Annotated in this window: 13 protein-coding genes; 9 read left to right on the top strand and 4 right to left on the bottom strand. The window is 69.7% G+C overall.

From position 1 onward, the window contains the following. The first annotated feature begins 169 nt into the window (after positions 1-169). The gene (locus tag ABZX90_RS05230) at positions 170-1,672 is read left to right on the top strand and encodes an MFS transporter (RefSeq protein WP_351125329.1); all 1,503 of its coding nucleotides are present in this window, start codon (positions 170-172) and stop codon (positions 1,670-1,672) included. Positions 1,673-1,695: 23 nt separating this feature from the next. Here ABZX90_RS05230 and ABZX90_RS05225 read toward each other — a convergent pair whose 3' ends face one another. Then, positions 1,696-3,273: a phosphatase PAP2 family protein gene (locus tag ABZX90_RS05225; RefSeq protein ID WP_355201603.1), complete on the bottom strand. Its 1,578-nt coding sequence runs from the start codon at positions 3,271-3,273 to the stop codon at positions 1,696-1,698. A gap of 296 nt (positions 3,274-3,569) precedes the next feature. Then, positions 3,570-4,004, bottom strand: a complete 435-nt coding sequence (locus ABZX90_RS05220; protein WP_351125335.1) for a protease inhibitor — start codon at positions 4,002-4,004, stop codon at positions 3,570-3,572. Positions 4,005-4,346: 342 nt separating this feature from the next. Between ABZX90_RS05220 and ABZX90_RS05215 the strand changes: the two genes are divergently transcribed. From ABZX90_RS05215 to ABZX90_RS05185, 7 genes are all read left to right on the top strand, one after another. Further along, positions 4,347-4,898, top strand: a complete 552-nt coding sequence (locus tag ABZX90_RS05215; protein ID WP_351125338.1) for a hypothetical protein — start codon at positions 4,347-4,349, stop codon at positions 4,896-4,898. A 312-nt stretch (positions 4,899-5,210) separates the two neighbouring features. Then, positions 5,211-5,807 carry a hypothetical protein gene (locus ABZX90_RS05210; RefSeq protein ID WP_355201600.1) on the top strand — a complete coding sequence of 199 codons (597 nt, stop codon included), beginning with the start codon at positions 5,211-5,213 and terminating at the stop codon, positions 5,805-5,807. Then, entirely contained in the window at positions 5,804-6,733 is a 930-nt protein-coding gene (locus ABZX90_RS05205) for a class 1 isoprenoid biosynthesis enzyme (RefSeq protein ID WP_351125344.1), read from the top strand. Before ABZX90_RS05210 ends, ABZX90_RS05205 begins: the two co-directional genes overlap by 4 nt. Before the next feature lie 14 nt (positions 6,734-6,747). After that, the gene (locus ABZX90_RS05200; RefSeq protein ID WP_355201598.1) at positions 6,748-8,997 is read left to right on the top strand and encodes a PEP/pyruvate-binding domain-containing protein; all 2,250 of its coding nucleotides are present in this window, start codon (positions 6,748-6,750) and stop codon (positions 8,995-8,997) included. Positions 8,998-9,027: 30 nt separating this feature from the next. After that, complete coding sequence (locus tag ABZX90_RS05195; protein ID WP_351125350.1) at positions 9,028-9,906, top strand: UbiA family prenyltransferase; 879 nt, start codon at positions 9,028-9,030, stop codon at positions 9,904-9,906. 19 nt (positions 9,907-9,925) lie between these two features. Next, positions 9,926-10,558, top strand: coding sequence for a glycerol-3-phosphate acyltransferase (locus tag ABZX90_RS05190; RefSeq protein WP_351125353.1), 633 nt, complete (start codon positions 9,926-9,928; stop codon positions 10,556-10,558). Beyond that, positions 10,555-11,595 carry a polyprenyl synthetase family protein gene (locus ABZX90_RS05185; RefSeq protein WP_355201596.1) on the top strand — a complete coding sequence of 347 codons (1,041 nt, stop codon included), beginning with the start codon at positions 10,555-10,557 and terminating at the stop codon, positions 11,593-11,595. Before ABZX90_RS05190 ends, ABZX90_RS05185 begins: the two co-directional genes overlap by 4 nt. On the opposite strand, the gene ABZX90_RS05180 is transcribed toward ABZX90_RS05185, so the two are convergent. Beyond that, a complete protein-coding gene (locus ABZX90_RS05180) occupies positions 11,565-12,227 on the bottom strand; it encodes a glycerol-3-phosphate acyltransferase (protein ID WP_351125359.1) in 663 nt (220 codons plus the stop codon). The two genes, ABZX90_RS05185 and ABZX90_RS05180, sit on opposite strands and share 31 nt — an antisense overlap. Positions 12,228-12,459: 232 nt before the next feature. Here ABZX90_RS05180 and ABZX90_RS05175 point away from each other — a divergent pair, with 232 nt between their 5' ends. Then, complete coding sequence (locus tag ABZX90_RS05175; protein ID WP_355201594.1) at positions 12,460-12,921, top strand: TIGR03668 family PPOX class F420-dependent oxidoreductase; 462 nt, start codon at positions 12,460-12,462, stop codon at positions 12,919-12,921. 41 nt (positions 12,922-12,962) lie between these two features. Here ABZX90_RS05175 and ABZX90_RS05170 read toward each other — a convergent pair whose 3' ends face one another. Continuing rightward, complete coding sequence (locus ABZX90_RS05170; protein WP_351125364.1) at positions 12,963-14,141, bottom strand: helix-turn-helix domain-containing protein; 1,179 nt, start codon at positions 14,139-14,141, stop codon at positions 12,963-12,965. Positions 14,142-14,234: the final 93 nt, after the last annotated feature.

Raw genomic sequence — 14,234 nt, 5'->3', positions numbered from 1 at the left:
TCTGCAGTTATATGACTGTCAAGGAATACATGGGACGGACGTCACACCCGGCCCGCCTAGCGAAACGTTGCCGTTTCGCTAGGCGGGGTTTAGTCTCGTAGCGTCGATGTGTACGAAACCGTTTCGTTTACGTGCACGCAACGAGCGACTTCCCTGGAGTGCTTCTCCCATGTCCCAGACCCTGACCAAAGGCACCGGCACGGGTGCCGCGGACGCGACGTCCGCACCCACGTCGAAGCGGCGATGGTGGATCCTCTCGATCATCGGCATCGCGCAGCTGATGGTGGTCCTCGACGCCACCATCGTGAACATCGCCCTGCCCTCCGCCCAGGCGGACCTCGGCTTCTCCGACGGCAACCGGCAGTGGATCGTCACCGCGTACTCCCTGGCCTTCGCCTCCCTGCTCCTGCTCGGCGGGCGCATCGCGGACCTCTTCGGACGCAAGCCCGCCTTCCTGGTCGGTGTCGCCGGGTTCGCCGGGGCCTCCGTCCTGGGCGGCGTCTCCAACAGCTTCGGGATGCTGGTCACCGCCCGCGCGCTGCAAGGTGTGTTCGGCGCGCTCCTCGCGCCGGCCGCCCTCTCCCTGCTGAACACGACGTTCACCGACGCCAAGGAGCGTGCCAAGGCGTTCAGCGTGTACGGCGCGATCGCCGGTGCGGGTGGCGCGGTGGGCCTGCTGCTCGGCGGCGTCCTGACCGACGCGCTCGACTGGCGCTGGACGCTGTTCGTCAATCTCGTCTTCGCGGTCGTCGCCTTCGCCGGCGGCTGGGTCCTGCTGAGCGGTCACCGGGACGCGGCGAACTCCAAGCTCGACCTGCCGGGCACACTGCTGGTCTCCACCGGACTCTTCGCCGTGGTCTTCGGATTCTCCAACGCCGAGACGCACGACTGGAGTTCGCCGGCCACCTGGGGCTTCCTGGCCGCGGGCGGAATCCTGCTGACCGCGTTCGCCTGGTGGCAGACGCGGGCCGAGCACCCGCTGCTGCCGATGCGCGTCCTGCTCGACCGCAACCGGGCCGCCTCGTTCCTCGCGGTGCTGATCACCGGCGCGGGCATGTTCGGCGTCTTCCTCTTCCTCACCTACTACCTGCAGTTGAACCTCGGCTTCAGCCCCACCAGGACGGGTGTGGCGTTCCTGCCGATGATGGCGGCGCTGATGGTCATGGCGCAGGTCTCCACCACGGCCCTGGTGCCGCGGATCGGCCCGAAGGTCGTCATCCCCGCCGGCTTCGCGGTCGCCGCGCTCGGCATGGCCTGGCTCACCGGTATCGGCGTCGGTTCGTCCTTCTCGACCGACGTACTGCCGCAACTGCTCCTGATCGGCGCCGGTCTCGGCATGGTGATGCCGCCCGCGATGTCGCTGGCCACCAGCGGGATCGCCCCCGAGGACGCGGGCGTCGCCTCGGCGACCGTCAACACCATGCAGCAGGTGGGCGGTTCCATCGGAACGGCGTTGCTGAACACGCTCGCGGCGAGCGCCGCGACCAGCTATCTGGCCGGCAAGGACGCGACGAACAAGCTGGTCCAGGCCCAGTCCACGATCGAGAGCTACACCACCGCCTTCTGGTGGTCGGCCGGCTTCTTCGCCGCGGGAGCGCTCATCGCGCTCGTGCTCTACCGCCGCGGCAAGCCCGTCCAGGACCAGGACGCCGCACCCGTCGTCCACATGTGATCGTGTCCTGACCCGATCACCCATCAGGCCGAGGGGCCGCCGTCCGCAGGGAGACGGCGGCCCCTCACACGTCGCCGGTAACGGGCCGTCGCGGCGACCCGGCGTGCCTCCTGGCGCAGTTCGTTCCCCGGCCGGGCGGGCCGGTACACGACCAAGGCCCGGTACTCCTTCTCCAGCCGCAACCCGGCCGCGCCGGGGTGGACCTCGCCGTCGTACGCGAGGGTGTCCGCCCCGGAGACGCCCTCCAGCTCCACCCAGGGAACCCGCTCGGCGCTGTAGACCCGCGAGTGCCCCAGGGTCCCGAGGAGCGTGGAGGCGACGACCCGGGTACGGGCGAAGTGGTGATCGCCGTCGATCAGACGCAGATCGAGCAGCCCGTCGTCCAGGCGCGGCCGGACGGCGGGGGCGAAGCCCTCCGGGAAGGAGCGGCCGTTGCCTGCGAGGAACAGCCACAGACGGCGGGGCCGGCCGTTGACGTTCAGCTCGATGGGATCCGCGGTACGCAGCACCCGGACGAGAGCGACGGCCGCCGCCGGCCACCTGCCCCAGCGCTGCTCCGACTTCTCCCGCAGGCGCACGAGTTCGGGGTACGACCCGATACTGAACGTGGTGAGGAACGGCATGTCCTGTCCCGCCCCCGAGCGGGCCACGCCGATGTCCACCGCCACCGCCTCACCCCCGGCGACCGCCACCGAGGTGTCCTCGAAGTCCGGGACGCCCACGTCCAGCGCGAAGTGGTTGAGGGTGCCGCCGGGGAACACGGCCAGTGCCAGCCCCCGTTCGGCCGCCGCGCGGGCAGCGGCGTTGACGCTGCCGTCGCCACCGCAGACGCCCAGCGCTCCACGGGTCTCCGCGGCGCGATCGGCCGCCGCGGCTAGCAACTCCGCGACGTCGTCGTCGGGGCCGCGCTCGATCAGCTCGGCCTCGGGCAGCAGGGCGCGCAGCCGCTCGGCGGGCGGCACCTTCGCATCGGGCGCACGGTCATCGGGCCGGCTGTCGACGAAGACGACCAGCCCCTTGCCGAGCGGCAGCGCGGGCGCCCGTACGGCCGGTCGCTCCCGTTCCGGTACGGCGGCGTGCGGCGGCCACCAGCGGCAGGTGAGGGCGGCCGCGCCCGCGCCGATGGCCACGCCGGCGAGCACGTCTCCCGGGAAGTGGACCCCGACGTACACACGCGAGAAGGCGACGGCGGCGGCCACGGGCACGACCAGGGCGCCGTAGCGCGGGGACTCCAGGGCGACCGCGGTGGCGAAGGCCGCGGCGGAGGCGGAGTGCCCGGAGGGAAAGGACGTGGTCCGCGGCTGACGGGTCAGGTGCCGGATCGAGGGCACCCCCTCGAGCAGCGGGCGCGGACGGCGGGCGCTCCACTTCACCAGCGTGTTGACGGTGAACGAGGCCAGGGCCAGTGAGCCCAGGCCGCGCAGCGCCGCGCGTCGCGCCGTGGGCCCGCCGACGAGGCTCATCCCCGCCGCCGTCCCGATCCACAGACGTCCGTGGTTGGCCGCGTGGCTGAGCCGCCGCAGCGCCGGATCGGCTCCGGGTACGCGCGCCGCGGCCACCCGTGTGAACAGCCGCTGGTCCCATTCGCCGAGTGCACCCATGCTCCACGGCTACGCCGTCCCGGCCGTACCGGCATCCCGGGTGACTCGGAACGGTGACAAGCGTGGGCCGTGCGGCGCACGGGGCGGACGGCTCGGGGATGCGGTTCCCTCCGGGGCGTGACGCCCGTCCCGCGGTTGTTCCGGCCGTATACACAGATATGCCGAGGGCCGGCCGACGGCCCCACTCCGTCTGACCGACCCTCGGTGCGAAATCACATGGCGCCTCGCGACGGAGCCCGCACTCCCCAGCTACGGACCCCGGTCCATGTCCACAAGGACCACGCGATCCCGGTCTCTCAGAACGCGAAGACAGTCATCCCGTAGGAGTTCTTCACGCACTCGTTGGCGAAGGTGTGCTCGTACGCGACGCGCTTGCCCTGCCAGACGCCGGCCACCGTGACGACCACGGGGTCGTACTGCCTCGTACAGAAGACGTCGTTTCTGGGTGTCAGCGCGTCGAAATCACCTTTGACCACCCGGAGTTCGGCGCAGGCGTCGACCGCGGCAGGGTGGGTCCCGGAGGCCGTCGGGGCGCAGTTGAGGGTGACGGCGCGTTCTGGGGTGGTGACGGCCGCGCTCTGGCCGTGGCCCGTGGTGAGCACCAGGGCGGAGGGGGCGTAGAGCCCGGACGGGCCGAGGCTGGGGGCTGCGTGGGCGGACCCCATCAGGGGGCCGCAGACGGCGGTGGCCGTCAGAGTGAGAGTCGCTGCCCAACGCGCGGTGTTCGGCATTGTGTGCATCCTTCCGCTCGATCGAATGCGATACCGGCTCGGTCGAGTGCCGGTTCGGCGAGCGCGAGTCTGCCGAGTCCGCACAGGAAACACACATCGACCCCATGCGTTTCAGTAACTTTGAGTATTGAAGCAGTGGCGTGAAGTTACAGAATTCGAACGACCGAGGCCCGGAACTGAGCGGTTGTTGATCGCCACCGACGGCCACCTGGCCGGATTGACATGGCTCGGCAATAGGCCTGAAACATTCCGATTGAACCGGCACGCCGCCTCGACTTCCGCTCACGGCGGACTTCGCCGCCACCCCTTGCATCGTGAGTGCAACGGAGTAATCCTCATTACATGATTACAACGGAGCAACGCGAGAAGCTGCGCGGCTGGTTCGCCGGCCGCCTGCCCGACGATCTCTTCGAGAGCCTGACGGAGGTGACGGTCGACCGTGAGGAGATCACCGTCGTCGGCCGCATCCCCGAGCCGAAGCTCGCCGAAGGCGCCTCGGACGCCGAGAAGGAGGCGGCGCTCCACGCCCGTATCCAGGACTTCCGCGAGCGCACCCGCGACGACCGCGTCGCGGTGGCCCGCGAGGCGGAGCACCGCTTCAGCAAGAAGGTCTCCTGGGGTGTGGAGTGCGGCACCGAGCGCGCCCTGTTCACCCATGTCGCCGCGCCGGTCATGACCCGGCTGCGCCAGCCCGAACGCGAGGTCCTCGACACGCTCATCGCCGCCGGGGTCGCCCGCAGCCGCAGTGACGCCCTGGCGTGGTGCGTGCGCCTGGTGCAGCGGCACACGGACGACTGGCTCATCGAGCTGCGCGACTCGCTGGAGCATGTGCAGCGGGTCCGCTCGCAGGGCCCGGACGCCGAACCGCAGGACGCCTCCGGCGACGAGGAGTGACCCGGAGCCGCGCGGCCATGACCGCGCGGCTCCGGGGTACCGCGCTCCAGCCGAGGTCCGCGGTGGGGCGCGTGGACCCATGGAGTCCCACGGGTCCACGCGCCCGACTGGAACGTAGAACAAAAGTTTGAGTCGACGGGCCCATTGACCGCGGTGGACAAAGGCGGGACCCTCCTTATCCATGCGGGTGATCGGGGGGCTTCAGGCATGCCCGAGGGGATTCTTCAGTACGTAGTGTCACCGGAGTACGCGAATGACCTGTCCGCTGTCCGTAGAATCTGGACGGCTCCCAGAGTTCTGGGTGGCGCGGGCATGTTCATCTTCACCACCTACGCCACCCTTCCATTGCTCTCCCGTGTGGGATCGATTCGTGGAGACGGCGGAGCCCTGATGTTACGGAGGATCATCGACGGGGGGCGGGAGAGGGAATTCCTGTCGGGTCTCCTCGGCATCGGTGACGAAACCGTACCGGACGGCGGAATAGCAAATCCCGTGGTCCGCAGGATGCTCACCGATCTCGGCGATCTTCACCGCGATCTGCATGACATGAAGGGCGAGTATCTCGATATCTTTTCCGGGATCATCGCCCTGTCGTGCATACGAACCATAGCCGCCCTGAATCTGGTCCTCGACGTCGATGACTGCTGCCGCTATTGGCGCTATCTTCGCCATTCCCTGACTCTCTTCGGCGTCGAACTCGGTGACCGGGAAACGGTTTCCGACGCGTGCGAGCGCTTCGTCGCCCGGCATGCCGGAGCCGATCGCCAGACGAAGGCCTATCTGCCACGACTGTTCGCCGCCCATCCCGAACACATGGCGGTCTGCTCTCGCGCGTTGTTCCCGGCGAGTCGACGAGTCGTCGTCAGCACCATGTCCGCACAACGGCCCACGCAATGGGCGACCCCATGACAGTGCTGCCACGGACGGGTGGTCGCGCGCGTACCGCACTCCGCCTGCTTCCCCGGTACGGGCGGCACCTGTTGTTCCACCCCTACCGGACGGGCCTGGCTCCTGCGGTGGGTGGACGGGGCTGGGAGATCGCCGCCTACGACCTCTTCCTCGATCTTCTGCTGTCGGGCTTCGTCGAGATCACAGGGCGCCCGGTGCGGCGGGGAACGGCACAATTGCTGATCCTGGTCAACAGGATCGCCTTCCTGATGGACGACGAATTCGAGCGGCGCGTCGGGAAGGAGTCCGTCGATTTCGACGATCTGGCCGCCGCGACGGATGTCGAGCGTGCCGTTGCGGACATGCGGACGTACCTGGGTGCCACCTGTGACCCGGCCCGGCGTGACCTGATCCGACAAGCGCTCCGCCGGACCGTCGACACGGAATACCGGCGCTACGCGACGTCGGTCGAGAACCGGCGAGCCGCACCATCGGTGGACGAAATCCTCGAGGACGCCGCTGTGGACTGCGGTGCCGTGATGAGGCAACTCGCAGAGATCACGGGCTTGTTTCAGGGCGCCGCCGCGCCAGAGACCGCTTTGGACGACTTCTACGCGCTCGGTCTCGCCTGCAGGTTCGCGGACGATCTGAGGGACTGGCGCCACGACAGCGAGAAGGGGACGGGAAACATTCTCCTGTCCATCCTCGCCCGGTACCCGAAAGAGTCCCTGCAGCTCACCCGCGCGCAGCTGTCAGGGACTCGGATGAACGAAAAGAGTTGGCACCGGCTGTGTCCCGAAGGGTTCGCCGAGTTCACCCACCTCTACGAGGAACACTACGCACGCATTCGCACGAAGAACCTGCGCATCGCCGCCGACTTGATGATGGAGACAGGCCGAAATGGTCATCATGCGAAGACTGACGGGCTGACGGCTGCTCGGACTTAGAAGAGGAAATCCGCATGGACAGATGGTCGGCCGCGCCACCCACGGCCGTAGCACTCACCGACGACCGGGCAGCCGACCCCCGAGTGACCGGGCGCAAGGCAGCCACCCTGGCGCAGTTGCTGACGTCGGGTTTCCCCTGCGCTGATGGCATGGTCGTACCCGCCTGGATCCACCAGCACTTCCAGGACAGTGCCCGGACCGGATGGAGCGACGGCGAACCGCTGGCCCACCTTGAGCGCGCCTTGGACGAGATCACAGACGTCCATGGCCGGGCCCCGCTCGCCGTCCGGTCGTCCGGCACCGTGGAGGACACGTCCGAAGCGTCCTGTGCCGGCCTCTACACGAGTGTGCTGGACGTGACGGGCACCGCCTCGCTACGAGCCGCGGTACTGAAGTGTTGGGCGTCCGCAGAAAACGCGGCTCCCTCCCACCACGAGGGAGCCACCGGAACACCGCCGATGGCCGTCCTGGTGCAGCGCATGCTCGAACCCGACGCTGCCGGCGCCGCGTTCGCCACCGACCCGACGGGTGGTGACGCCGCGGCCGTGTCCGTATCCGCGGTGCGAGGCCGCGCCGACCGACTGATGCAGGGCGAGACAACCGCGGACGAGTGGACAGTGACGGCCTCGGCCGCCACCTGTGTGCGCAACTCGTACGACGCGATCACGTCCGACCAGGCCGCCCAGATCGCCGAGCTGACCCGGCGGGTCTCCACCCGCCTGTCATGTCGCGCCGAGGTCGAGTGGGCCCTTCTGGGCGGCAGGATCACGCTGTTGCAGGCGCGGCCGATGACCGCCGTCGACGAGCGCGTGATCGCCTGGCAGGCGCCGCCGCGCGGCGAGTGGCGGCGGGACATCCGCCTCGGTGAATGGCTTCCGGAACCGGTGACCCCGCTGTTCGCCACCTGGTTCCTGCCGACGGTGGATCTGCGGTTCCGCCGAGCGCAATGGCGACGCAGCGGCGTCCTGGTGCCGACGCCGTCCTACCGGCTCGTCCACGGCTGGTACTACCACTCGCCGTTGGGCGAGCGCCGCTCCTCCGCGCTCCTTGAGGGAATGCTCGCGCATCCCGGCTTCGCCTGCGCCATGCTGGCCGGCAGACTCTGGCCGGCGGTCACGAACAGGATCGTGGTCGCCAAGGAGACAGCCGTCCTGGAGAGTCACACGCGCCACTGTCGTGCGTTGCTCGGCACGGTGGCCGCGGGCTTCGGGGGCGTCTCCGAGCACGCGACAGCCGACTTCGTCGACCGGGTGATCGAGCTGGTCGGAGACTACGTCTCGCCGATGCTCCTGGTGGGCGGCGCCGCCTGGCGGGCGGAGCAGGCACTGGCCCGCTACTACCGGAAGACGATCCTCCCCTACACGGATGAGCCCTATCACGGATTGCTGGTCGACCGCGGGCAGGCCGACGGCGTCGCTCCGCACGCGGTCTCCACCCTCGACTGGTACCGCCCGACCCTCGGCGAGATCGCGCACAGCACGCGCCCGGAGCCGCGGCCCGAGGCGCACACCGATACCGCTGAACGTCTCAAGGAGTCGTGCCTCTCGGTCCTGTCCCGACAAAAGACGGACCCGGCACTTTTCAACCGCTTGCTCACGAACGCCCGGGACACGGCGCGCCTGCGGCGGCGGTACACGGGGAACCTGACCGAGCCATGGCCTGTCCTCCGGCAGGCGGTCCATCGGCTGGGCGCCGCGCTGGAGGAGAAGGGCGTCATCGACCGCCCGGAGGACGTGCACTTCCTGACCTACGAGGAACTGCGAGCGGCGCTGTCGCAAGGTGCTCCCGCCCGAAGGCAGGAGCTGATCGCCCACAGAACCTCGACCTGGGCACGGCAGCGCGCTCTGTGGCCGCCTCTGACTCTCGGCACCGCCGCGTTCCTACTGCCGCTGCTGCTCGGCCGCCCGGCGACGCAGGCGGACGGATGCGACGCGGACGGCGTGCTCGACGGGATCGGGGTGAGCCCCGGAAGGGCGACCGGCAGGGCTCGGCTCGTCGATCACCCGGCGCGAGCGGACATTGCTGCCGGGGACGTGCTCGTCGTCCGGTCCCTCGTACCGGCACTCGCTCCGCTGATCGCACGAGCCGGAGCTGTCGCGGCCGACGTCGGGAGTGTGGCCGCACACATGTCGGTCATCGCTCGCGAGTACGGCGTACCCGCCGTCGTCGCGCTGCACTCGGTCACACGAACCGTTCGGGACGGCGACGTCATCACCGTGGACGGCACGACGGGCCGCGTCCATCGACGCGGAACCGTGCTGTAGGACAGCGGACGAGGAGACGGAACTCCATCGATGGTTCACACCGCCTCACAGTGCGGCTTCGGCTCACGGATCGTGTCCACCTGCAGGATCGTACGACCCGTCACGTGCGTGCTGGCCGCACTGTCCGCGGCATGCGGTGGCCACCTCGCGACGGACTCGTCGGACGGGGGCCTGGGCCGGGTCCTGCTGTCGATGGTGTGCATGGCTGGGGTGATGGGCGTCGCGAACGCCGTGAACGACATCGCCGACCTGCCCGCCGACAGGATCGGCAAGCCCTGGCGACCGATCGCGTCCGGGCGGGTCGGGCTCCGGACCGCCTGGTTCGTGGTCCTGGCCCTGGCGGCACTCACGATGACGACCGCTTTCGTGCTGGGCCCGATGGAGACGCTCTTCGCTGCTGCCCTGCTGTTCCTGGCTTTCGCCTATTCCTATCGTCTGAAGGACACCGTGCTGGTCGGCAACCTCGTCGTCGCCGCCGTGAGCTGCGGCACTCTCCTCTTCGGTGCCATGGTCTCCAGCGGAATGTCGCCGAGATCATGCGTCGCGGCAGGGACCGTCCTGTTGTTCGTGGTCGGCTACGAGATCGTCAAGACCCTGCAGGACCGCGACGCCGACGGCGAAGCCGGTTTACGCACCCTCGCCACCGCGTTCGAACCCGCGGTGAGCGTCGCCGCCTACACGGCCGTGGCCGCGGTCCTCTGTGCCGCCGTACTCGGCGTGGGCCCCCCGGTCAGCTCGGAACCGTCGCCCTACCTCGTCTGTGTCACCCCGTTTCTGATCGCGCCGGTGTGCTCGTGCACCTACATCCTCTGGTCCTGGCCGGACCGGGACAGGTCAGCGGCCCGATCGCTGCTCATCCTGCGGTTGGCCTGGTTTCCGGGCCTGTTGTCCCTTGCCCTGCTGAAATGACGTCTTTGGTGGATATCGGATGGATATGGGTCACATCGCGCTCGTGACGGGCTACATCGTCGTGAGCTACTTCATCGGCTGCGTCTCGACCAGCTACTACTTGACGAAGGCTCGCATCGGAGAGGACATCAGGGGCCTCGGCAGCGGCAACGCCGGTGCTCAGAACGTGGGCAAGGTGCTCGGCCGCCGGTGGTTCGTGGTCATCCTGATCCTGGACATGCTGAAGGGGTATGTGGTCGTCCTCGGCGGTGTCGGCCTGGGGGTGGGCGATGTCGTCATCACCCTGGCGATCGTGGCCGTCGTCTCCGGCCACATCTGGCCGGCTCAGATGGGGTTCAGGGGAGGCATGGGCATCGCGACATCGCTCGGTGCCGTGGGGGCGTTTCACTGGCTCGTCATGGCCGGCATCGTGGGGATGTTCGCCGCAACCTACTTTCCGCAGGTGTGGACCGGGCGGATCGTGGCGCGCAAGGCAGCCGCCAGGAGCGCGGTGGCCTCCATCAACCTGACCGCCCTGTCCATGGTGCTGCTGAAACAGCCGTTGATGAGCTGGCTCTCATTGATCATCCTCGGGTTCGTCCATTACGCGGGCTACCGGTCCCGGTTGGCCAGGGGCTGGCCGCGGCCGGCCAGGGACAGGGCAGCCGCATGAGCGCCGGTCTGCACGACCATTTCGCGGACCAGCTGCGTGGAATCGACGACCGCATGCGGGCCGGCTTCGAGTTCTGGCCGTGGGGTCACCGTGACCGGATGCGTGTGCTGGTGGAACGGCAGCTGGCACGGAAGGGGAAGCGGCTTCGCTCGTTGTTCGGGCTGATGTGCGGCGAGCTCCTGGGTGGCACACCGGAGAGGACGCAGCCGCTGGCAGCGGCCGTCGAGCTGTACCACGCGGCGTCGCTGGTGCTGGACGACGTCCAGGACAACGCGGTCTTCCGTGACCGCGACCAGGCCGTACACGTCAGCGAGAACGTCAGCAACGCGATCAACCTGGCGTGCATCGTGCGGTCGTTCGCGCATTACCCCCTCCACGGTTGCGATCTCACCCTGCCGGAGAAGGACGGTGTGCGCCGCGAGCTCGACCTGATGGCGACGCTGGTACCGCTCGGGCAGAGCATGGACATCGGCTGGCACCAGGGCTGGTACGACTACAGATCGGTTCCCTACGAGGAGCTGATCCGCCTGAAGACCGGTGCGCCGTTCGCCTGTGTCGCCGCCGGCGCCGCGGTGACCAGCGGCAAGGACAGCGGAACGCGCGCGGAAATGGAGCGACTCGGCTACCGCGTCGGCATGCTCTACCAACTGGTCGACGACTACAACGACATGTTCCTGCACGACGATGCCGCCGTACCGAGCGACCTCACCGAGGGAAAGTTCACCAGGCCTGTCGCGATCCTGATAGGGCTGCTGTGCGCGGCCGACAGGGAAGACCTCGCCGAACAGGTGGCGTCCCGGCTGAAGCAGCCGGACGACGACGGCTCGCGGTGGATCCTGGACCTCATGTCCGCCCATTCCGTCGCCGCACGCCTGGAGAAGGAGATCCGGGGCAGTGCAGCCGGCATCGAACGGGACGTCGCCGCCCTGTCGTCCGGTGGCCGTGAAGCGACCGACCGCATGACGGAGTTCGTCCGCTCCCTCGCCGCGATGGTCGGCGAGCGCCCTCACCCTGGAGCCGCGCAGTCCCTGTCGTAGAGCAACCGTTCCAGATAGCGAGCCACGGGCAGATTCGCACGGACCTCCAGTCCGTTGCCGAGGATCCTCTTGGCCCAGATGGGTGCGAGGACCGCGGCTACCGAGGGGAGGGAGGCGCGGCGCTTCGGCGAGAGGAGAGCGACGGACAGCAGCAGAAGCTGGGACGCGAAGGCTCCGAGCCCCGTTTCCTGGCAGACGTATCCGAGGGTGGGGCCACCGAGGACCACCGCGGCCCCCTTCCAGTCGGTGCAGAGAAGCGCCCCGGTCGCCGGCGTGATGCCGCGACCACCCGCTCCGCGGAGGAAGGGCGACCAGTTGTGTCCGGCGACGACGAGGGCCGTGTGCACGGCGACCGCGCGCCGGCTGCGCCCGGCCAGCCTGATGGCGACATAGCCCTTCGCCACGTCCAGCACCGCAACGACCAGGAACGGCGCCAGCCCCGCGGCCCGATACGCTCCGGTCGCCGACACGGATTCCGGGTGGGCCGTACGCAAGTCGACTCCTGCGGCGCACTTCGCCACGAGGTGCGCGGACGGCAGCGCACCGATGAGGAACGAACACCCCGCCCCCCACAGGCCCTCACCGACCGCTGCGACCCGCGGCCCAGCCCCGAAGACGACGGTGTCAGCCACTGACAGCTCCCAAGGCCCGGCCACATCTGGTGCCTGGGACCTTGCCCAAGGCCACGGCTGCCATGCACCACACTGCCGCCGGGTCCAGGGTGGGGCCACGAAACGGTCGTCAGGCACGTCCAGGTCAACCACACTGGCAGCAGGTGCCGAGGCCGTGTCCACCTACCGCTGACGGCCCAGGACCGCCGTCGCCGTCGCCGTCGCCGAGGGATCGGAGCCGATCGTGCCCGACATGGACGAGGACCAGGCGCGCCGCCGCTTCCTGGCGGCGCGGGTGGCGCGGCTCGCGACCGTGGACGCCGACGGCCGCCCGCATCTGGTGCCGCTCGTGTTCGCGCGGTGCGGCGACGACCTCGTCACCGCCGTCGACCACAAGCCCAAGCGGTCGCCACTGCTGCGGCGGCTGCGCAACATCGCCGCCCATCCGGCCGTCTGTCTGCTGGTGGACGCCTACGACGAGGACTGGGAGCGGCTTTGGTGGGTACGGGCGGACGGCGACGCGCGCGTCATCGCGCCGCCGGGGTGGCTCGATCCCGGCGAACCGGGGCTCGGTGAGATCCCGCACGTCTACGCCCGGGCGATCGACGCACTGCGGGACAAGTACCCGCAGTACCGGAACCGGCCACCGGACGGCCCGGTGACGGTGATCACCGTCCGCCGCTGGCTGGGCTGGCAGGCCGCACCAGAGCCCTGAGCGACGGCCGGGCACCGAGGGAAAACAACCCTTGCCCCGGCTCAGTCGCGGATCGTGCGGGCGATGTCCAGGGTGAGCCGATGCCAGGGGTCGCGGGGGTCGCGGCCGGTCAGTTCGTGGACGCGTCGCAGGCGATAGCGCAGGGACTGCGGATGAAGGTGCAGCGCCCGCGCGGCGGCGTTCGCCGAGCCCGAGTCGATGTACGCCGTGAGCGCTTCCAGCAGATGCCGCTGAGCGGTCTCGGTGAGCGGCCCGAGCACCAGCCGGGCGATGTGGTCCGGCGCGGCGGCCGGGCGCCCGGCGAGCAGGGCGAGAACATGCGCGTCGGCGTCGGCGAGTACGCACCCGGACCGATGGGCGTGGGCCGGCGCGGTGTCGAGGGCGTCGGCGGCCAGCCGGTGCGCGACGGCGACCCGGTCCAGGCTCTCGCCTGTGATGACGCACCCGCGCCAGGACCGTTCGCCCAGGACCGCCCCGACGCGTGCGGACGCCGCGAGCGGCAGCAGCAGAACGGCCCTGGACCCTCGTACCGTCGCCAGGGGCGTCACCTCTCCCCCGGGACCGGCCAGAGTTTCGAGCAGTTCCGTCGCCGTCTCGTGCGCCATGTCGGGACGGTCCGGGGCGATCGGCTCCGCCGCCAGCAGGCAGAAGGGATCCGGAAGCTGGACGCCCAGCCGGGCGGAGCGGTCGGTCAGCGCGCCCACCGAGGCGTGCCGCCCGGCGATCAGGTCGTCGAGCAGCAGCCGCAGCGCCCGGGTCCGGTCGCCGGCCAGGTCCTCACTGGTGGCGGCGTACGCGGTGGCCATCTCCTCGGAGAGCGTGTCGAGGGTGGCGAGCAGCATGCGGGCGAGTGCGAACGCGTCAGCGGCGGCGAGCCGGGGCGCGCGGGCGGCGACCTCGTCCGTCAGGACGGTGCCCGCCACCCGGTAGGCGCGCAGCACCGCCTGCACCGGGCGGCCGTCCGCCGCACGGGCCGACGCGATGCCCCGGAAGCGCCGCAGATCGGCCGGCCCCAGTGTGCCGTCGGTGGCCCATAGACGGAGCAGCCGCTCAAGCCCCCAGGCCGCGATGGCCCGTACCTCCGGCAGCCGGCTGTCGTCGAGCGCCGCGTACACCGGGACCTGTTCATGGACCGCCGCGACGATCGCCTCCACCACCCGCGGGTCGGCGACCATTTCCTGCCGGACGCGTTCCCGGACTTCGGACGGCTTGTTTGTCACAGGGTGATGATTCCAGCCGCACGTTGTGCGCACCACAGTGGACGGGACTTGTCACAGTCGCCAGGATCGACGTCGTACAGCGCGGTCTCAGGG

Origin of the sequence: Streptomyces sp. NPDC002935 (assembly GCF_040611295.1) — a bacterium.
In the GTDB taxonomy this organism is placed as follows: domain Bacteria; phylum Actinomycetota; class Actinomycetes; order Streptomycetales; family Streptomycetaceae; genus Streptomyces.
This window is presented reverse-complemented; position numbering and strand designations above follow the sequence as displayed.

Bases quoted from the DNA above. Each gene is read 5' to 3' on its own strand.
- ABZX90_RS05230 (WP_351125329.1), top strand. From the start codon at position 170: ATGTCCCAGACCCTGACCAAAGGCACCGGCACGGGTGCCGCGGACGCG.
- ABZX90_RS05225 (WP_355201603.1), bottom strand. From the start codon at position 3,273: ATGGGTGCACTCGGCGAATGGGACCAGCGGCTGTTCACACGGGTGGCC.
- ABZX90_RS05220 (WP_351125335.1), bottom strand. From the start codon at position 4,004: ATGCCGAACACCGCGCGTTGGGCAGCGACTCTCACTCTGACGGCCACC.
- ABZX90_RS05215 (WP_351125338.1), top strand. From the start codon at position 4,347: ATGATTACAACGGAGCAACGCGAGAAGCTGCGCGGCTGGTTCGCCGGC.
- ABZX90_RS05210 (WP_355201600.1), top strand. From the start codon at position 5,211: ATGTTCATCTTCACCACCTACGCCACCCTTCCATTGCTCTCCCGTGTG.
- ABZX90_RS05205 (WP_351125344.1), top strand. From the start codon at position 5,804: ATGACAGTGCTGCCACGGACGGGTGGTCGCGCGCGTACCGCACTCCGC.
- ABZX90_RS05200 (WP_355201598.1), top strand. From the start codon at position 6,748: ATGGACAGATGGTCGGCCGCGCCACCCACGGCCGTAGCACTCACCGAC.
- ABZX90_RS05195 (WP_351125350.1), top strand. From the start codon at position 9,028: ATGGTTCACACCGCCTCACAGTGCGGCTTCGGCTCACGGATCGTGTCC.
- ABZX90_RS05190 (WP_351125353.1), top strand. From the start codon at position 9,926: ATGGATATGGGTCACATCGCGCTCGTGACGGGCTACATCGTCGTGAGC.
- ABZX90_RS05185 (WP_355201596.1), top strand. From the start codon at position 10,555: ATGAGCGCCGGTCTGCACGACCATTTCGCGGACCAGCTGCGTGGAATC.
- ABZX90_RS05175 (WP_355201594.1), top strand. From the start codon at position 12,460: ATGGACGAGGACCAGGCGCGCCGCCGCTTCCTGGCGGCGCGGGTGGCG.